At 49.8% G+C, this 18,450-nt stretch carries 16 protein-coding genes; 3 read left to right on the top strand and 13 right to left on the bottom strand.

Annotated features, from left to right (window positions below; translation table 11 throughout):
• On the bottom strand, nt 1-768 hold a 768-nt coding region (locus tag AB4Y93_RS23215; RefSeq protein ID WP_441895501.1), incomplete at its 3' end, for a peptidoglycan-binding domain-containing protein.
• A gap of 208 nt (nt 769-976) precedes the next feature.
• Between AB4Y93_RS23215 and AB4Y93_RS23210 the strand changes: the two genes are divergently transcribed.
• Nucleotides 977-3,823 carry a glycosyl hydrolase 115 family protein gene (locus AB4Y93_RS23210; RefSeq protein WP_441895499.1) on the top strand — a complete coding sequence of 949 codons (2,847 nt, stop codon included), beginning with the start codon at nt 977-979 and terminating at the stop codon, nt 3,821-3,823.
• 62 nt (nt 3,824-3,885) lie between these two features.
• Here the strand turns inward: AB4Y93_RS23210 and AB4Y93_RS23205 are convergent, their stop codons facing one another.
• The 3 genes from AB4Y93_RS23205 to AB4Y93_RS23195 form a co-directional block, all read right to left on the bottom strand.
• Nucleotides 3,886-4,788 carry a GNAT family N-acetyltransferase gene (locus AB4Y93_RS23205; protein WP_441895497.1) on the bottom strand — a complete coding sequence of 301 codons (903 nt, stop codon included), beginning with the start codon at nt 4,786-4,788 and terminating at the stop codon, nt 3,886-3,888.
• Between the two features lie 42 nt (nt 4,789-4,830).
• Entirely contained in the window at nt 4,831-5,349 is a 519-nt protein-coding gene (locus AB4Y93_RS23200) for a DUF3231 family protein (protein WP_441895496.1), read from the bottom strand.
• Between the two features lie 133 nt (nt 5,350-5,482).
• Nucleotides 5,483-5,995, bottom strand: a complete 513-nt coding sequence (locus AB4Y93_RS23195; protein ID WP_441895494.1) for a WGxxGxxG-CTERM domain-containing protein — start codon at nt 5,993-5,995, stop codon at nt 5,483-5,485.
• Nucleotides 5,996-6,167: 172 nt separating this feature from the next.
• Between AB4Y93_RS23195 and AB4Y93_RS23190 the strand changes: the two genes are divergently transcribed.
• Nucleotides 6,168-6,875, top strand: a complete 708-nt coding sequence (locus AB4Y93_RS23190) for a glycosyltransferase (protein WP_441895492.1) — start codon at nt 6,168-6,170, stop codon at nt 6,873-6,875.
• An 80-nt stretch (nt 6,876-6,955) separates the two neighbouring features.
• On the top strand, nt 6,956-7,237 hold the full coding sequence (locus AB4Y93_RS23185; RefSeq protein ID WP_441895490.1) for a small, acid-soluble spore protein, alpha/beta type: 282 nt from the start codon (nt 6,956-6,958) through the stop codon (nt 7,235-7,237).
• A gap of 37 nt (nt 7,238-7,274) precedes the next feature.
• Here the strand turns inward: AB4Y93_RS23185 and AB4Y93_RS23180 are convergent, their stop codons facing one another.
• From AB4Y93_RS23180 to AB4Y93_RS23140, 9 genes are all read right to left on the bottom strand, one after another.
• Complete coding sequence (locus AB4Y93_RS23180; RefSeq protein WP_441895487.1) at nt 7,275-7,697, bottom strand: DUF1284 domain-containing protein; 423 nt, start codon at nt 7,695-7,697, stop codon at nt 7,275-7,277.
• 67 nt (nt 7,698-7,764) lie between these two features.
• Nucleotides 7,765-8,091, bottom strand: a complete 327-nt coding sequence (locus tag AB4Y93_RS23175; protein ID WP_441895485.1) for an MGMT family protein — start codon at nt 8,089-8,091, stop codon at nt 7,765-7,767.
• Nucleotides 8,092-8,252: 161 nt separating this feature from the next.
• Nucleotides 8,253-9,869: a beta-galactosidase gene (locus tag AB4Y93_RS23170; protein WP_441895483.1), complete on the bottom strand. Its 1,617-nt coding sequence runs from the start codon at nt 9,867-9,869 to the stop codon at nt 8,253-8,255.
• Nucleotides 9,866-12,277: an alpha-L-rhamnosidase-related protein gene (locus tag AB4Y93_RS23165; RefSeq protein WP_441895481.1), complete on the bottom strand. Its 2,412-nt coding sequence runs from the start codon at nt 12,275-12,277 to the stop codon at nt 9,866-9,868. The genes AB4Y93_RS23170 and AB4Y93_RS23165 overlap by 4 nt, the downstream gene beginning before the upstream one ends.
• Before the next feature lie 18 nt (nt 12,278-12,295).
• Entirely contained in the window at nt 12,296-13,861 is a 1,566-nt protein-coding gene (locus AB4Y93_RS23160) for a response regulator (RefSeq protein ID WP_441895480.1), read from the bottom strand.
• Nucleotides 13,836-15,632 (bottom strand): sensor histidine kinase, encoded by a 1,797-nt coding sequence (locus tag AB4Y93_RS23155; protein ID WP_441895479.1) that lies wholly within the window; start codon nt 15,630-15,632, stop codon nt 13,836-13,838. The genes AB4Y93_RS23160 and AB4Y93_RS23155 overlap by 26 nt, the downstream gene beginning before the upstream one ends.
• 116 nt (nt 15,633-15,748) lie before the next feature.
• Complete coding sequence (locus tag AB4Y93_RS23150) at nt 15,749-17,254, bottom strand: extracellular solute-binding protein (protein WP_441895477.1); 1,506 nt, start codon at nt 17,252-17,254, stop codon at nt 15,749-15,751.
• A complete protein-coding gene (locus AB4Y93_RS23145) occupies nt 17,251-17,481 on the bottom strand; it encodes a hypothetical protein (RefSeq protein ID WP_441895475.1) in 231 nt (76 codons plus the stop codon). Before AB4Y93_RS23145 ends, AB4Y93_RS23150 begins: the two co-directional genes overlap by 4 nt.
• A 71-nt stretch (nt 17,482-17,552) precedes the next feature.
• Nucleotides 17,553-18,443 (bottom strand): carbohydrate ABC transporter permease, encoded by an 891-nt coding sequence (locus AB4Y93_RS23140; RefSeq protein WP_441895473.1) that lies wholly within the window; start codon nt 18,441-18,443, stop codon nt 17,553-17,555.
• Nucleotides 18,444-18,450 lie beyond the last annotated feature (7 nt).

Genomic DNA, 18,450 nt, shown 5'->3' with positions numbered 1-18,450 from the left:
TTGGCCGCCACCGCCGCCAAATCCTTTGCCGCCCTTGCCGCCTTCTTGCATTTGGCCGCCACCGCCGCCAAATCCTTTGCCGCCCTTGCCGCCTTCTTGCATTTGGCCGCCACCACCGCCAAATCCTTTGCCGCCTTTACCGCCTTCTTGCATTTGGCCTCCGCCGCCAAATCCGCCGCCACCAGCACCGCCGCCTGCTCCGCCGCCGGCACCAGCACCGCCGCCTGCTCCGCCGCCGGCACCAGCACCGCCGCCTGCTCCGCCGCCGGCACCAGCACCGCCGCCTGCTCCGCCGCCAGCACCAGCACCGCCGCCTGCTCCGCCGCCAGCACCAGCACCGCCGCCTGCTCCGCCGCCTACTCCGCCGCCGCCTTTGCCTACGCCAAGCCCTTTCGCTTTACCTGCGCCTTTCGCGCTTACTTTCTTGCCATATTTAGCATTATTGTAAGTGTAAGTAATGGACTGGAATGTTTTCGCATCTACTGATCCTGTCACTGCAAGGCCATGCGTTTTTTGATAATGCTTGACCCCTCTTACCGTTGTCGCATCATAATAGCCGTTGATTTTGCCGGAATAGCTGCCAACTGATTTCAGCATCCCTTGAATAACATAGATATCCGGCCCTTTGGCTCCTTTGCCGACAGCTAGACTTGTGCCAGCTCCGCTAAACATCAATGCAGCAGACAATACGACCGCGCCAATGATCTTGCCTGCTTTACTAGGCTTCCCAGTGCTCTCACGGGAAGACAACAACCAGTCCCATTTCATTTCCAAAGACACCTTCCTGTTCATCTCGAATTGTTTTCCACGCCTTACTATTCCCCATTTTCGAATTTCATACGGTACTATTTTCGATTAAAAAATTAAAGAGTTTATCGTGAAAATTAAACAAGTTGTCCCCTTCCCGATTCCTCGCTCGACCCTTGTTATATAATAGTCCCACTCTAATAACATCTATTAAACTGGGGGTCTTGGCATGTTGAACGAAAAGGCTATCGCATTTCGTTATCTCGAAGGCCATTTCCCGCTTGCCTATAAGGGCATAGCGGCAGACATTTACGTTTCTCAAGACGATTATGATGGAGTAGTTCGGGCAGCGAAGGATCTGCAGCAGGATATTAATAAGGTCGCACAAATAAAGCCGCACCTGATTCACCATGAGGAAGAGCTGACGAACAACTCCGTTATCATCGGTACAATCGGCAAAAGTGGACTGATCGACAAGCTGATTGAGGATGGCAAGCTGGATGCTTCCGAGCTTAGCGGCAAATGGGAGTCTTTTGTTCTGCAAACGGTTACGAACCCTCTCCCAGGTATCGCTGAAGCGCTAGTTATCGCCGGCAGCGATAAACGTGGCACCATCTACGGCATCTATGAGATAGCCGAGCAGATTGGCGTTTCACCTTGGCACTACTGGGCAGATGTCCCTGTCAGCAAGCATTCGGAGCTCATGTTCCGTAATGGGATTTATAAGCAAGGTGAGCCATCCGTCAAATATCGGGGCATTTTCTTAAATGATGAAGGCCCTTCGCTTATGGCTTGGGTAAGAGAGAACTTTGGCGACTTTAAACATAACTTCTATGAGCATGTGTTCGAGCTCTTGCTGCGTCTGAAAGCAAACTATTTATGGCCGGCCATGTGGGATAATACATTCTATGAGGATGATGAACTGAACCCTGCTGTAGCTGATATGTACGGTATTGTTATCAGCACTTCGCATCACGAGCCGATGCAGCGTCCGCACGGTGACTGGAAGAAGCATAAGAAGGGGCCATGGGATTACTCCGTTAACGAAGAAGTGCTGTACAAGTTCTGGGAAGAAGGTATTCGCAGAAGTGCCAGCTACGAGAATATTATTTCACTTGGTATGCGTGGAGACGGCGATGAAGCCATGGGCGGCCAATTAACCTTCCAGGAAAAAATCGAGCTGCTCCAGCGGATCGTACAAGATCAGCGTCATATTATTAGCGAACAGTCGAAGAGAGAGGCTTCCGATGTCCCGCAGTTGTGGGCTCTTTATAAAGAAGTGCAGGACTATTATGAAAATGGCATGCGCGTGGCAGATGATATTACGCTTCTATGGTCGGATGACAACCATGGCAATCTGCGGCGGGTACCAACCGCTGACGAACGAAGCCGTTCCGGCGGTGCAGGTATCTATTACCACCTCGACTATGTCGGCGGTCCTCGTTCCTACAAGTGGGTCAATTCCGTGCCGCTTGAGAAAATTTGGGAACAGATGCATAAGGCCTATGAATATGGGGCCGACCGCATTTGGGTCGTTAATGTCGGTGACCTGAAGCCGGTGGAATGCCAGCTGGAGTTTTTCCTGCGGCTTGGATGGAATATCAATGACTTCAATAAAAACAACATCGAAGAGTTCAGCGTAAGGTGGGCGGAGCAGCAATTTGGCGCTGCCTATGCGAAAGAGACGGCACTCATTATCAACCGCTATTCCAAGTGGAACGGCAGGCTGAAGCCGGAGCTCTTGAACGCCGTACCGCTCTTTAGTTCCGTTCATTACAAAGAGGCGGATAACGTCCTGAACGAGCTGCATGAGACAGTTGCGCTCGCGGAGCAAATCTACGAAGAGCTGGATGAGTCGCTTAAGGACTCGTTCTTCCAACTGGCCCTCTATCCGGCTAAAGCTTCCGCTCAAGTGCTGGAAATGTATATCCGCGTTGAGAGAAGCAAGTTGTATGCAGCGCAAGGAAGGGCTTCAGCTAATGCGGAGGCTCGTCTTGTCAAACAGCTATTTGAGGCTGATGCGAAGCTGACTTACGCCTATAATCACGAGCTGGGAGGCGGCAAATGGAACCATATGATGGATCAGCTCCACATCGGCTACACCTATTGGCAGCAGCCAGAGGAGCATATCCTGCCCGAGACAGGAACAATTGCGCTGACCAAAGAAAACTCCGGCATGGGTGTTGCAATTGAAGGCTCGGAGCTGGCTTGGCCCCGTGATCCACAGCTGCCTCCTCTATTGTTCAACAATTATACGCGGGAGACCCGTTATATCGATCTGTTCAATCGGGGCTCCGAGGCATTCCCTTTCTCCGCCACAGCGGACGAGCCTTGGATTATGATGAGCATGACAGAAGGCAGCGTGAATGCTCAAGAGCGGCTATGGATCGATATCGATTGGACGAAGGTACCTGAGTCCGATAAAATTTGCGGTACGGTCACCCTGATCGATATGCTGAACAGAAAAGCCTTCACTGTCATGATCTGCGCATGTAACCCGGCGGCTCCTTCCCGTGAAGCTTTATCTGGTTTTATCGAAACGGATGGCTATATCTCCATTGAAGCGGAGCACTACAGCGCCAGTAAAGAAACAGCCGAGGCAAGCTGGCAGGTTATTCCGAATTACGGACGGACCTTGTCATCGATGGGCATCTTCCCGGTAACGGCATCATCCACACCGGAGCCTGCAATCGACAACTCGCCTTGTCTCGAGTATGAAGTATATCTGGTAACACCAGGTGAACTGAAAGTAGATGCCTTGATCGCTCCAACGATCGACTTTATTCCAGGTAAGGGCTTGCGCCTTGGTGTATCGTTTGATGACGGTCCGGTTCACGTCGTTACTGCCATCGGTTTAGCACAAGACGGCAGCTACTCGGAACAGGATTGGGAGCAAAGCGTAATTCTCAATATCCGTACAGCAGAATCGAGGCATATCGTGTCTGAAGCTGGTTACCATACGCTCAAAATATGGATGGTCGATCCGATTGTCATCCTGCAAAAAATCATTATCGACACCGGTGGTGTGAAGCCAAGCTATCTGGGGCCGCCGGAAAGCTACCGGGGCAATAAATAAACAAGCAAAGACGAAGAAAAACCTCTACAGCTGAGAGGTTTTTCTGACTTTATCGATCGCTGTTAAGAGACAAACTTAACATCCGCTACTTTGCCGCATTCCACAAAACCAATGCTTTTGTACACCTTATTCGAATCAGGATTAGTCAAATCGGCATACAGCATAGGTACCCGATTCTCCTGTACGATCAAGTCGCAGCATGCCGCTACCGTCGCGCTGGCAAATCCCCGCTTACGCAATTCAAAAGGCGTATACACGTAATTAATGCGTGCATGACGCGGAGAGCGATGGGCGATCTGCGCCATCGACACGGGGGTCTCCTCTATAATCCATAAATATAAATTACCCGAAGCAATTGCATTGTCCGCTGCAGGTATTTGGCTGGCTGGATGAACCTTTATCCCGTATGCGCTTTCGGCGAAGCCTGCCATAAATTCAGCTACCAGCGGTCCATCTGAAGAAACCGCCTTCCGCAGACTTCCCTCGACATCTGCCGGATCCTTCACGACCGGACAATAATAAGCTTCCATCCCCATCTTGTTCTCCGGACGCACTCGATAACGTGAAGCATACAGCTCAGCGAACAGCTTGGCATGCCTTGGCTCAGCCGTAATACCGCGGAGAGTATGGCTCGCAAGCTGCCTTATCAGATCTTGAAGCATAGGGCGCCTTACTTCTTCGGTTAACGAATCATCGACCCATAACCAAGCATTATGGCCTGGCGAACCTGCGAAAATGGCCGATCCATCCATGTGTCTGAAGCATACCGATTGGCTCATCTCACAAATCCGGTGCAGCAGGTTCATTTTCACTTCATTTGCAATAAAAGACGGAGTCTTAAGCATATGTAAAGCTAATTCTTCAGGCTTCTGCCTCTCCCACATCTCGATTCCCCCTTTGGCAACAGCATGAGACAACACTTCAGAAATTTTCACCAGTCTATATTCAACTGAAATATCTGTCAAGCAAATAAAAACCCTGCTCAAGGAGCAGGGCTAAAAACGAATCTATGCTTTTACAGGCTCCGGACGTTTCAATTGAAGCGGAGGAGGAATAAGCCACCCTTTTTCTTTAACCATTTCCAATATACGTACACCTAAGGCTGCTTTAGTAAGATGATATTTCCCGAATAGTGCGCCAACATCTTCTCTTATGGATTGGCCCATTGCTTGGCTGCAAGCCACCAATCCTGCTGACACATCGGCTGCTATTGCACCGGCAATTTCATTATCAGCAAATCTTGCTCCCGCAGGGATATCTTCAAGTTTGACCGGAGGTCTCTCTGACATAACAGGCGCTGGAGTAATACCGTTATCTGTAAGTAATGTGTCGAGTTCTTTTATCTCCAGCTTTGCTTGATCAATAAGGGCATCCAGAACTTTTTTAAGATCTTTGTCACCCGCATGGTTTAAATAAGCCTGATAGCAGGAAATAGCGCTTTTTGCGACTATAGAAGCTTGCCATACTGCATAGACCTCGCCGTAGTGCATCGGTTCATCTTTCGGATTACCACTTAAAATCCCCATTATATATGCCTCTTTTCATTCTTTATTAGTTGCAACGGGATTAATATGCTCAGGCGCATGCAAAACATTCAATTTCATCGGTTCCAATAAATAACCCCCTGTCAGAAACAGGGGGCATTATTAAAGCAGAATATTAGGTGCGTTCCCGGTCACGGCTTCTTAAGCCAAACAAGCCAGCCAAGCCAAGTAGTCCCAGCCAGCCCCAACCCCTATGGTTGTTATTATCGTTAGCTAATGTACGGTAATTATTAGCATTGACGCCTGTGCCGGTACCAGTCGTACGGTAATTATTAGCATTGATGCCTGTGCCGGTACCAGTCGTACCGTAAGTGTTCATTTGGTTCGTTGTTGCATTGTAGTTATTTGTACGGTTGGGTACTGTGCTGTTTGTACCGTAAGTGCCATAGTTGTTCGTACCATAAGTGTTGGATCTGTTTGTGCCAAAGCTGTTGCTGTTTATAGGATTTGGTGTTGAGCTGATTGAATCGTAGTTGCCATAACTGTTTGTACCAAACTTGCTGCTGTTTGTATGCCCGTTATCCATGGCTGCTTCTTCCTTACTGGAATGCTCAGCAGCAAAAGCAGGAACCGATGCGGCAGATAACATGAGGGATGCAGCAAGAATCATTGCGTAAGCCTTTTTCATTGTCAGTAGCGCCCCTTTAAGGTTATTGTGTACGCCCTTAGGTTTGCTTTTCGGGGGATCAAACTATACTGCCAACATTAAGCATGATTTAAGTTCTTCTATAGAGATGCTGTCCCATACCAATCTTCCCCTTTGGAATATATTATCTCAGACGTAAGGGAGGGTGGACGAGATGACAAAATCAATTGTTGTGGAAATCGAGTTTAACAACCGTTCGAATAGGGGTGGTGTCTATCGGGTAGGGCTGACCCCTCAATGGATCAAATACAGAATGTCGATTTTTATGAAATATACCCTTCAAAGCCTGCTGAAACAAAGCAATCAACATTTCCACACTTTCATTCGATATACCGAAAGGACAGAAGCAATTGTCCGAGCTGAATTAGCAAAGTACCCAAAGCTTCCGAGCCATATCCGTTTTGTAGCAGAAAATAAATACGAAGATAAGCTGCGTAAAACGGTTGGCAGCAATGAGTTGCTCTACCTCGTTCGACTGGATTGCGATGATACGTACCACCACACCTTAATCGACCAGCTTCACAAATATAAACCCAAACAAGGTACTCGGGCGCTCATTAACCAGGCCGGTTATATTTACGACAGCGTGAAGCATCGAATCGCTACGGTAAGTAAGTCTTCTCCGCCTTTTTATACATGGATTTATAAGTCGGAGCAGTATTTTAACGGGTTTCGCTACAAAACAGTGGATGGACACAGCGGAGTCATCAAGCATAAGCATGAGATTCTAACTACGGGTGGAAAGCGCAATTACATGGTCGTCGTGCATAGCAAAAACACGCTGAACCAGCGGCTCCTGAAACGCCATACTTTTATCTCCAACCGTGCCAAAGTTAATGCCATCCTTAGCCAGTATATTTAATTCATCGCCTTCATAATTGCAGGGCTTACCGGGGAAAATAAAAGCCAGCAATACAATCATGGATGAGGCGGTGTTAAAGAATGGGAAGACGGAATAGACGGCTTCTAGTACCCGAGGCTAGCGAAGCCATGCAGACATTAAAAGCGAATGTCATGCGGCAGGAAGGTTACACCGTGGATGAGAACAGACCCGATGACGTGAAATACGAGGTAGCTGGCGAACTGGGTATTCGGATGAATCGCGGCGACAACGGGCAGATGAAGACGGAGGATGCCGGGCATGTAGGCGGCAGGATCGGCGGACCTATGATACGCGAAATGATTCGGATGGCACAGGAGAAACTTGCAAAGCGGCAGCCTTAAGCTGCCGCTTTGTTCTGTTCAGGTTGGTGCAAAAGGGTTAAGGCAAAGCCCTGAGCGCTTTCGCCTCTCGCATATGTGCTACCCCTTCCTGACAGAGGCCATACGGCTCCCAAGGGCAGTCATAGCACAGCCGATGGATATCACTTGGCTCGATTGCTTCTGCCACGAGGCTGCAAAGCTCTTCCCAGCGAAGACGGCTTCCAATCGTAAGTCCAAGCACACCTAATATCTCACTGTCTTTGCGATACACGCTAGGATTCTGACAGTGGGACGGCTGATCCGTCGGGAATGCAGCACAGATCACATCCGGGCCTTCGATGATCTCAATCATCGTTTGTGGCTGCTGGCGCAGCGTCTCGTATACAGTTGTCATATTGGTACAGAAGCCATCCGAATAACCTTTGCCCCGATAACCAAGCAGACAAAATAAATGATGCCCTCTTAATGATATGCTCTGCATTCGATCAATCGCTCCTTCATATATATGTTAACCTTATTTTATCATATAGGTTAACATATGAGGAGTCCTATAATTCCGGTTCAACAGCCGGCTCATAGCGGAAAAGAGCAAGATCAATTCTACCGCTCTTTCCCACCTCTACCCCTTCAGCCTCCAGTAAATGCTGCTGAATCATACGCGATTCATCCTCTTGTATCGCAATCTCTCCTTTTGCGTTAACAACCCGATGCCAAGGCAGCTGATGGATGCTGCTTAATGAATGCAAAATTCGTACGACCTGCCTCGCCCCTCTGCTGCTCCCAGCGAGAGCTGCAATTTGCCCGTAAGTCATCACTTTACCTTCCGGGATTTGTTTGATCGTCTCGATAACTCTCATCGTATACGGCTGTAACATGTGCTTCGCCCCTATCCTTTCTTCGCTTGTATTCCTTATCACTTGTCTATTTATCATACAACGAAAAATGAAAAGTTACCTCTTAAGCTGCTTGCTTGATGCGGCGCACAAACTACAAACACCCGCCAGCAGGTCAAAGCCCGCCGACGGGTGTTTGTGAATTAAGCGTATTCCATAATGCCAGCCAGCACATCCTTCCACTGCTCCGCACTGGAGTTGCGGTGAACGAGCCATGTCTCGCCTTTACCGCTCATATGCTTGCGGATCATGACGGTGCCCTCGGCGATTACATCACCTGCAAAGTTATTTTCCTGCCAGTCGAGCAGCTCGGCGAATAGACGAGGTACTTCCCGTAGATAGACATTATCCGCATTCTTGCGGAACAAATCGGAAGTAACGATCAGCCTGCCGCCTGCCTGCACGAAGGCAATGAGACGTTCCTCCAAGACAGAATCATAGATTTGGTGAAGAGGAATAATCAACGTTTCCAACCCATCCAACTGCTCGCCCGAGTAGACAACTTCCGTACGAATACCCGCTTCAAATAGATGACGATAAACGTTATGAACGATGTAGTCCGGATAAGCGATACGGTCAACTACGGAAAGCTGATAGCTCCAGGAGCTGTCGAAATGATAATACACACCAACTGCTGCCCGTCCTGTCTCCGTTAGTTCCGGTTCATGGGCATGTTTCGCTGTATACGACTGTACGACATGATAATTCCGGGAGGGCTCTCCGGTTAACGTCACAAGCTCCGGCTGTCCGCCGCCTTGCTCCTGACCCCATGGGAATGGCTTCATCTTGAACAGATAGAATCTGCTGCAGCCACGCTCACTGACCACATTCATATCCCGCTCCAGCTCCGTAGTTCCAGTGCCATACTCCATCATCCAGAAAGGCTTGCCCAGCACCCCGCGGCAGGCATCTGCATAAAAAGCAATCTCATGCGGCTTATTGCTGTAAATATCCATACCCACAACATCCAAATCTGCGAATAGGTCCGGCCAGTTCAGGTTATCTCCCCAACAGAACATGAAGGCATTGGTTGTGATGGGCCGGGGCCCGATATAGGGACGCAGAACTGCCGCTTGAAGGCTCGCAAAACGCACCATACTGTCCGAGGAGAACCTGGCAAAATCCAGCTCCAGACTCGGATGCTGCCACATGTTCACGTCTGCGCCAATTGGAGCAGGCAGCGGAACCTGATCGAATCGCTCATAACGCTGCGACCAGAAGGTTGTTCCCCATCTTTCATTCAGCCTCTCAATCGAGCCGTAACGCTCTTCGAGCCAACGATGGAAAGCAACTCTCGCTGGATCACTATAGTCATATTTGGTTTCCCCGCCAAATTCATTATCCAGCTGCCAAGCGGCAACATTCGGATGATTGCCATAACGCTCGGCCATTGCGTCTACGATCCGCAAGGAATAGTTCACATAATTGTCCGATGAATAAGACCGGTGTTGGCGGGCGCCAAAACCGATGACACGTCCCTGTTTATTAACGGGGAGAACATCGGGATGTTTCTCCACCAGCCAGACTGGCGGACATGCCGTTGGCGTACATAAAACAACGTTAATACCGTGTGAAGCGGCTCTTTCAATTGCGGCATCAAGCCATTCCCATTCAAATTGGCCGTCACGGGGCTCGAGCACCGCCCAGGCAAATTCAGCGATTCGAACGGAAAGAATACCCGCCGCTGCTAGTTTGCTATAATCGATATCCCATTGCTCCGATTGTTCATGCTCTGGATAATAAGCTATTCCAAGCTTCATGGCGCAAGCTCCTCTATATGTTCATTTATCGTAACCTCACATTCACACACAACCGGTCCTGTTTCCGTACAATAAAGCATTTCACCATTAGGCAGCTTGATCTGAACCGGTATCGTATCTGGCCGTTCAACCCGTAAGTTAAATCGGCCTTCTTGCATACTCCAAGCAATATGAACGGCTCCATGCGGCGTCATTGCACAGCCAGATATCTCCTGCAAGCCGCTAATTCTAGGTGCAACCGAGATACTCGCAAAGCCTGGAGTTAACGGCTGGACACCAAGCAGCTCCGTCGGGAATTCGTATAGCGGCAGGGCTCCCCAAGCATGACAATCGCTTCGAACAGAGACCGGATCCTCCACCCAGGAGGTCAAATGCAAATCCACCTGAGCTTTCCAGTCGTCCCATAAAGGTAACGATCTGGCATACAGCCCGGTCTTCGCCAGCACACGGAACAAATAAAAGGCCATCGCAAACGATACTTTGGCAAGTCCCTTCGTCTCCAGTGTCCGCACAGTCAGCGCCTTCGCTTCCTCACCAGTAACCGTATCGGTCAGTACCGCCCATATCTGAGCATGCTGACTATATGCATCAACACCTGGACTATCTGCGAATACACCTTGCTCCGCCGACCAGCAATGCTTCCGGACAGCCTGCTGCAAAGCTTCAGCACGCTGACGGTATTCTAGTCCTGTATCCCGCCGCCCTGTTGCTTCATTTAGCTCAGCTGCTTTAAACAGTGCATCTACAACCATCAAATTATAAATCGTATTAGGTCCTGATCTGCCTGAAGGCGGTGCCCCCGCATTAGCACGCCATTCCTCCGTCCAATCCACGAAGGACCAATAAGCTTCCGGCATAATGCCGACCAGTCCAGTCTCCGGCTCTATCCGTGCATCAAACCACGCAAGTACGGCATCCATCGAAGATCTGTACCGCGCGGCATGCTCCAAATCACCGGTATACCAATAATGATCATGAACCATCATGATCCAGAAAAGAGCAAAACCAGGGATAATCTGACGATTCACAGACGGATACCGGCTTTGCAGCATGCCCGTCGGCAGCAGCGAGCTGTGGAAATCATAGATCGCCTTGCGCGCCAGGCGGTCGTCCCCGCTTACATAATAGGTGAACAGCGCCTGCAGCCTGCTGTCCATTTCATACTGCATTTGCTCATAGAAAGGAGTATCTTCATACGTCTCATGCATACAATTGCGAAGCGTATTCAAGCTGATCGTCCATAAAGGTAAGAGTGATGGATCCGAGCTCTGGAAGGTTGCTTGAACATCAAGCGGATACCCCGTTCTAAGGTAGGTTAAGCTCTCCACAACAACAGGTTCATCAGCTGCCTCTACAGTAAGACGGATGAATCGAAACGCTCTCCGATGAAAAGGTTCATACCTTTCATGCTCGCCAGCGCGTCTTCCATATCCCGCTATCCGATACGTATCCTCAAATCCATATAATTGTTTACCCTCCGGCTCATCACGTACTCCCTTGTTGCGTTGTCCATTCGGAAAAGGCTCATATTCATAACATTCTGAATACAATAAATACGCTGTGCCTGTTCCACCACTAAGTACAAGCTGCGGGAATCCAGCCACCAGCTCACCCGCATCAAGCTCAAGGACCAGTCGGCCGCCTGCAGGCACTTCAATACCAAGCAGTCCCTCATCTTTCATCGGTTCGCTAGCATAGACCTTGTCGCCACATTCCCCTTGGACGATTGTCTTAAACGATAATGCTTCCTCCCTCATGAAAGGAATCGGACGTGGAGTGAGCAGCCAACTGCTCAAGCCTCCGTACATCTTGTCATGCGTCTCCGCCACAACGGCTGCAGCCGGCCATTCTGTATTGGCAAAGGTACTCTCTCTCCAGCCATAAGGCCAGTCGGCGCCATCTATGATTTCTCCGCCGCCAATGAAGAGAGTAGCAGTTTCCGGCGCCAGCATCGCCGACCGTGCTGGGGTCCGGTAACAATCCCAGCCCGTGAGACCGGTATGCAGCTTCTCTAACTCCACCCCGCCATGATCCTTCAGGCTGCCCTCCAGCAAAAACACACCACGGTCCTTGCGCCATGCTGAAGCTGGCCCTTTATCCCCTTTATAATGAACGACCTGTGCCGCCAGCACATTTATACCTGGACGAAGGAAAGGCGATACATCTACTGAATCATAATAATGAACATTAAGATCCCCCTTACAAGGCCCATGTGCAATGGATTGTCCATTCACATACAGCCGGTATCGGCTGTCCGCGGATACATGGACTTTAAGCTGTGAGCTACCCTCTGCAGGAACTTGAAAGCTCCGCCGAAAAAGCACGTTCTCCATAGACCCATTACCATTCACCGCCTGATCAGGACCTGCCCAAATCCACTTCGCCGTCCACGCTCTATTCTCGTCCATCTTCTCCTCCTTTTCCCGTCAGCGGGCATTCCGGTAATCGCTTGTACTTACGCCCGTATACGTTTTGAATCGTTTATAAAACCAGTCGAGCTCGCTAAACCCCACTTCCAGAGCGATTTCATATACTTTCTTATCCGTATGAAGAAGCAGCTCCTTCGCCTTTTCCATCCGAACCTGCAGCACATAATCGTTAAAAGACTGCTCGGTATTAGCCTTGAACAGCTTGCCAAGGTAATTCGGGTTCATATAGATCATAGCAGCCACACTTCGCAGGCTTACATTGCCAGCGTACTGCTCCTGTACAATTTGCTTCACTTCAAGAACGATTTTATTCGGTCTGATCTCCTTCGTCCGCTGCAGGGCATCGAGTACATCTCCACACTTGTTCTCCATAAAACGCAGCAGCTCATCCATCGTCTTGATCCGCATGATCCGCTCGTAATCCCCTAATGCGGGATCAAACAACCGGTCATGGCTGGCGCCCTGCTCCTTCACGAGACGGAATAGCTGGATAAATAGCTCCAATACCGACAGCTTTGCCCGGCCTTCTGATATTTGCTCCGTCTTGAAGCATTCCCACAGCCTAGCCAATGCCCGTAATGTGTCTGCACGCCGGCTGCTGCGCACCATCTCCAGCACTTCCGACTCAAGCGTTCTAAGCATGTCGGGCTCACCGTCTGTCTCGGTTTTACCATGTGGCAGCAGAACCGTTCCTGCTCCCGACAAAAACTTCCTGTCGAGCGCCTCCTCCGCCTCACTCCAAGAACGCTTAATCTCCATGATTGATCCCACGCTTCGGCCAATGCCGATCGTGACAGAGGCTTTGGCGTACCTCATCGTCGAGGAACGCAGAGACTCTGCCCACAGTCGGCATTCTTCAACGTCCATTTCCTTGTCGGTACCGCCTAACAGAACGCCGATTCGCTCCTCTGATTCTTCGAATATATAACCCCGCCCATCTGCTAATTCCTCCGCGATATTGCGGATCGCAAAACGCATGAGCTCGGTATCCCGATCCGGCATTTCCCCATCAGCAAGGAAATCAAGTTCAAGCAGCAAACAGGCATATCTCTCATGATGCGAAGGAAGCTCCATCAGCAAAAGCTGCTCCTCCAGTTCTCGAGCGGCCACCTGGCCATGTGCCAATCGGCGAAGAAGCTGATCCCTTCCGGCCGACAGGCCAAGCCGCTGCCGCTTCTCTAGAAGCTGCTGCTCGCGCAGTTCGGCAGCAAGCTTTTGCAATAAGGCAATAAGATCTTCCTCATCAACAGGCTTCAGCAAATACTCCTTCACGCCCAGCCGAAGTCCCTCCCGGGCATAGGCAAAATCATCATAGCCGCTTAAGATCACGACTGGCGTATCGGTGAACTCCTGCATGGCTGCCGCCATCTCAAGACCGTTCAAGACAGGCATCCGAATATCGGTAAGCACAAGGGCGTAGCTCTGGCTGCGCAGCATGTCAAGCGCCTGCTGTCCATCCTGCGCTTCCCCTTTAACCGTGAAACCAAGTTCCTCCCAATCAATCAGATAACGCAGCGATTGCCTCGCCACCGGCTCATCATCCACGATCAACACGTTGTACATCCGGCGTCTCCCCCTGTCCGTCTCTTGGTATGCTCATGGTTACGATTGTCCAGGCCCCAGCCTCGCTCGTAATTTCAAGCCCATGTCCTTCTCCGAATAGATGCCGCAGCCGGTGCTGCACATTTTGAAGACCGATATGTGAGTCACCCGCGAGACTCTCATCACTATTCAACCGCTGCTGAATTTCTGCCAATCGCTCGAGAGGAATGCCAAGACCGTTATCCTTGATGGTCAGCAGCAGGAGATTCCCGCTCCGCTGTCCGCTGATCCGGATATGGGAAGGATTTGGGCTTAGCTCAATCCCATGGGAAATGGCATTTTCAACGATTGGCTGTATACACAGCTTTGGTACAAGGACATCCATCTCTTCTTCCGGCACATCAATCTCATAAGTAAACTTGTCACCGAACCGGTACTGCTGGATTTGCAGATAACTGGATATGAAATCGAGCTCCTCCGACAGCCGGATCGTTGGGCCGCCCTTCTTCAACATCATTCGGAACGACTTCGCGAGCAGGCCAATGACCTTCGCATTCTCCCGGTCACCCGCAATGAGCAGCTTACCTCGAATCATATTAAGCGTATTAAATAGAAAATGCGGATTGATCTGGGTCTGCAGCGCGTACAACTCCACTTCCTTCGTCCGAAGCGCATTCTCCCTGCGGTCGAGCTCTGATTGATACACCTCGCCGATCAGTTCTCGTAGTCTTCGGACCATCAGATTAAACATCTCGCCAAGCTGCGCGACTTCATCACTGCCCTTGACCTCAACAAAGCTGTCGAACTTATCACGGTTAAGCCGCTTCATCTTCACTGCCAGCTCCGACAAACGACGGGTCAGACTGACAGACATAATCGAGATCAGCAGGACGGAAGCAACAAGCGCCATTGCAAAAAGCAGCACGGCCATCGAACGAAGCTGCTGCAGCTTCCCGGATAACTCCTGTGTTGGAATAAAGGCGATGACCTTCATGCCTTTGACGATATTGCGCGAGTCCAGCGTCTGATACAAGATTTGATAAGAATCCTTGTTCATCATCTGATCGAAGCTGCCATTTGTACCTTTCATCACCTGACTGCCGAATGACAGCTGGCTTATATTCTGGACTGCATTCTCCGTATCACTGTCAATCAGCACCGTTCCGTCGGACAATGCGAAGATGACGCGTTTGTTCTTGCTCTCCAGATCAACAAGCTGTGCGAGATTCTTCAGCCGAACCTCCAGCGACACAACGCTTGGCGAATCCCGGTTCACATTGTTGAGTCGTTTGCGGAAGCTGATGACGGGTTCTTTTTTCGGAAAAGTCAGATATGGATGCGTCCAGTACCCTCCCGTGTTATTGCCCATCACTTCCTTGTACCAAGCGGAAGAACGAATATCGTCGTCGATCAGCTGTACGTTGGAAAAGAAGAAGGATGGATTGTCCGTAAATACGTCCACCTTCATCACATCCCGGGTAGACTGAATCGCTGAGAGGAAGGGCTGGAACTGCTCGGAGTAGACCTCATAAGCTTCCAGCTGATCCGCATAACGCTGATCAAGAATGATATTAAGTGACGGATTGAGGAATAGCGTATTGGCGACATCTTCGTAGGAAGCCAGTCGGTTGTCGAGATTCTGGCTGATCTGCGATAGAGATAACGTAGCATTTTGCACAATATGCTCATGCACAAGTTCACTGCTTCGCTTGGTCAGCACAAACGTAACGGAGCCGAGCAGAAATAAGACGATGAACAGGTTAGCTAAAATGAGTTTCGTCCGGATTTTCATACGTCTTATTCCTCGCCCCCCGGGTGGTGTGTACAATGAAGCAAAAGAACGTACGCCTTGCACAAGTGTCAAGGCGTACGCGGTTATGCGGGCTTACTGCCTGGCTCTCTAGTTAGTTACTCCCCGATGGTAGCTTTGAATTTGTCATTAAAGTCTGCCCAGAGCTTCGTATAAGCATCGTTCACTTCGTTCAGCCCTGCTTTTTCCATAGTTGACTTCATGCCATCCCAGCTGTTGTCAAAGTCTGCTTGGTTCTTCGACATAATGAGCTTAGGCAAATATTTCTTCCAGGCTTCTTCGATCTTCTTCGCCTGCAGGTTGATATTGTCCGGCGGCGTTACTTGCCACAGGTAACCCGGTACAACTACTGCCGGCGGCAGGAAGTCTGCCCAAATTTCTTTGCCGTATTTCGCCAGCACTTCTTTGGTCATATCGTCATACACGCTAAGTTGATAATCTTTGGTCAATGGAGTCGCATAATCACCGTCGCTCAGTTTGGCGCCATCGCCAACGTTGAACCAAGCCCCGCTGCCCGTTCCGTTGCTTGTAAAGCCTTCCTTGGTGCCATGGTCTGGATCGGTTTTGCGCGCTTCCAGCTCAGCTGGCAGCAAAGTACGCTTGCCGTCCTTCACTTCGTAATGCGTCCCTTCAATGCCCCATTGCGATAAAATCTGGCCTTCATCCGAGAACAAGTAATCGATGAACTGAATGAAGCGCTCCGGATTTTTCGCGGATGTTGTTACTGCCCATTGCAAGCTGCCGGCAAAGGTTGGTACAACCGTATTGGTCTGATCTACTGTATCCTCCGAGAAGGATAGCGGCAGATAAGCATATTGACGTTCCGGATGGCCGTCTTGACGGAATTGCGTCTCTACGTTGCCAACCATCCATTTTGGTGCATAGGCAGCTAATACACGGCCTTGCGCCAGCTTTTTCGACAGATCATCCTGTGAGAAAGCCTCCTTGTCATACAGTCCGTTCTGGTAAAGTTTGTTCAAGAAGGAATAGTACTTCTTCGCATCTTCGGTAACCGGGTTGTACTGCACATTGCCGCTGTCATCAATCCGGAAGTTGCCGTGGTCAGGAAGTCCTGATGCGCTGATAATCGGATTATTATATTCAATGTTGACCTGCCAGCCGGACATCGCGCCGGAGAAGCCAATTGTATCTTTGCCATCGATTTGCGGATGTTTGTCTTTGTATGCTTTAAGGATATCGTACAGCTGATCAAGGGTCTTGATCTGCGGATAACCTGCTTCCTTCAGCACATCGTATTGAACGATAAAGTTGGCAGAAGCATCGGCTTTCGCTTCACGGCTTTTATTCACACCGTAGATGGACCAGATCTTGCCGTCTGCGTCCTTCAGGAGATTAAAGTATTCGCCAAACTTCTCTTTAATGTTCGGGCCGTATTGATCGATTAGATCATTAAGCGGAATAAGTGCGCCGCCGTCTTTATATTTCTGGATTTCCTGTGGACCCATGGCCATTACATCCGGATAGTCTCCGGAAGCAAGCCATAGATCTTCCTTCTGGGTTTCCTCTCCAACGATCAGATCGTACTTTAAGGAAACGCCTGTTTTCTCGGTAAATAGTTTCGTAATGGGGGTATCCCAATTCAACTTCGGTCGGTCGTATTCATCGTGTACGTAATGGGCTCTGCTGGTGCCTTCGTCGCTTCGTTGGAAGCGCCTTCATTTTTTGTATTAGTTGTTGCTGCATTGCCGCCGTTGCTGGATTCCTCTGTATTGCTGCCTCCATTGTTATTGGAGGAGCAGCCTGCCATTACTCCTGTGAGCATGACTGAAGCAGCCATCAGTGTTAACCCTTTTTTCCATGTCGTTGACATATGGACACCCTCTCATCTTGTCATGATAATATCACCGGATTCATTGATCCGACAACACCAATCTTAGCGGCCTATTCCTTCATAGCAGCGAAGGTCATGCCTTTTACAAAATACTTTTGCAGGAACGGATACACCAGCAGAATCGGCAGGGTGACGATGATCGTCATAGCCGCCCGAATGGTCTCCGGGTTGGTCCTTCTGGCATCCGTTGCATCGATGTGGGTATTGGCGCTCATCACTTGGTTTACGGAGCTGATCAGAATTTTCTGCAGCTCGTATTGCAGCAGGTTCAGGTTCTCGTTGCGGCTTGCATACAGGTAGTTGTCGAACCAGGAGTTCCAATGCTGAACAGCGATATACAGCGTAATTGTTGATAACACAGGCAAGCTGATCTGAAGCACAATCCGAAACAGGATTTGAAAATCCGTTGCGCCGTCGATTCTCGCAGACTCAACAATGCCTTCCGGCAGCTGCTCGAAATAACTTCTCATAATAATGACGTTAAACACGCCGATCAGCATCGGTAGGATATACACAAGTGCGTTATTCATAAGTCCGATATTTTTAACTAGCAGATAAAACGGGATCAGACCGCCATTCACGTACATCGTAATGATTAGAATAACGTTATACGTCTTGCGGAGGAAGAATTCCCTCCTGCTCAGGGCATAGGCGAGCATCGCGGTACAAAGTACGCCGAGGGCAGTACCCACCACCGTTCGGACGACCGAACGAATCGCTGCCGCCGCGAGACCATGATTTGCGAAGATCGTACTGTAATTCTCCAAGGTGAAGACGCGGGGCCAGATATAAATCGTGCCTTTCAGCGTATCGCCCGCATCGTTCAAGGAGATGGCAGCCAGATTGAGGAACGGGAACAACGTTCCGACTCCAAGCACCAGCAGCAGAATGTAATTGAGTGTACTAAAGATGGCATCTCCTTTGGACCGCCTGACTAACATGTTCTCT

This window comes from Paenibacillus sp. YAF4_2, assembly GCF_052113225.1.
In the GTDB taxonomy this organism is placed as follows: Bacteria; Bacillota; Bacilli; order Paenibacillales; family Paenibacillaceae; genus Pristimantibacillus.
This window is presented reverse-complemented; position numbering and strand designations above follow the sequence as displayed.

Bases quoted from the DNA above. Each gene is read 5' to 3' on its own strand.
- AB4Y93_RS23210 (WP_441895499.1), top strand. From the start codon at position 977: ATGTTGAACGAAAAGGCTATCGCATTTCGTTATCTCGAAGGCCATTTC.
- AB4Y93_RS23200 (WP_441895496.1), bottom strand. From the start codon at position 5,349: ATGGGGATTTTAAGTGGTAATCCGAAAGATGAACCGATGCACTACGGC.
- AB4Y93_RS23195 (WP_441895494.1), bottom strand. From the start codon at position 5,995: ATGAAAAAGGCTTACGCAATGATTCTTGCTGCATCCCTCATGTTATCT.
- AB4Y93_RS23190 (WP_441895492.1), top strand. From the start codon at position 6,168: ATGACAAAATCAATTGTTGTGGAAATCGAGTTTAACAACCGTTCGAAT.
- AB4Y93_RS23185 (WP_441895490.1), top strand. From the start codon at position 6,956: ATGGGAAGACGGAATAGACGGCTTCTAGTACCCGAGGCTAGCGAAGCC.
- AB4Y93_RS23180 (WP_441895487.1), bottom strand. From the start codon at position 7,697: ATGCAGAGCATATCATTAAGAGGGCATCATTTATTTTGTCTGCTTGGT.
- AB4Y93_RS23175 (WP_441895485.1), bottom strand. From the start codon at position 8,091: ATGTTACAGCCGTATACGATGAGAGTTATCGAGACGATCAAACAAATC.
- AB4Y93_RS23170 (WP_441895483.1), bottom strand. From the start codon at position 9,869: ATGAAGCTTGGAATAGCTTATTATCCAGAGCATGAACAATCGGAGCAA.
- AB4Y93_RS23165 (WP_441895481.1), bottom strand. From the start codon at position 12,277: ATGGACGAGAATAGAGCGTGGACGGCGAAGTGGATTTGGGCAGGTCCT.
- AB4Y93_RS23160 (WP_441895480.1), bottom strand. From the start codon at position 13,861: ATGTACAACGTGTTGATCGTGGATGATGAGCCGGTGGCGAGGCAATCG.
- AB4Y93_RS23155 (WP_441895479.1), bottom strand. From the start codon at position 15,632: ATGAAAATCCGGACGAAACTCATTTTAGCTAACCTGTTCATCGTCTTA.
- AB4Y93_RS23145 (WP_441895475.1), bottom strand. From the start codon at position 17,481: ATGTCAACGACATGGAAAAAAGGGTTAACACTGATGGCTGCTTCAGTC.
- AB4Y93_RS23140 (WP_441895473.1), bottom strand. From the start codon at position 18,443: ATGTTAGTCAGGCGGTCCAAAGGAGATGCCATCTTTAGTACACTCAAT.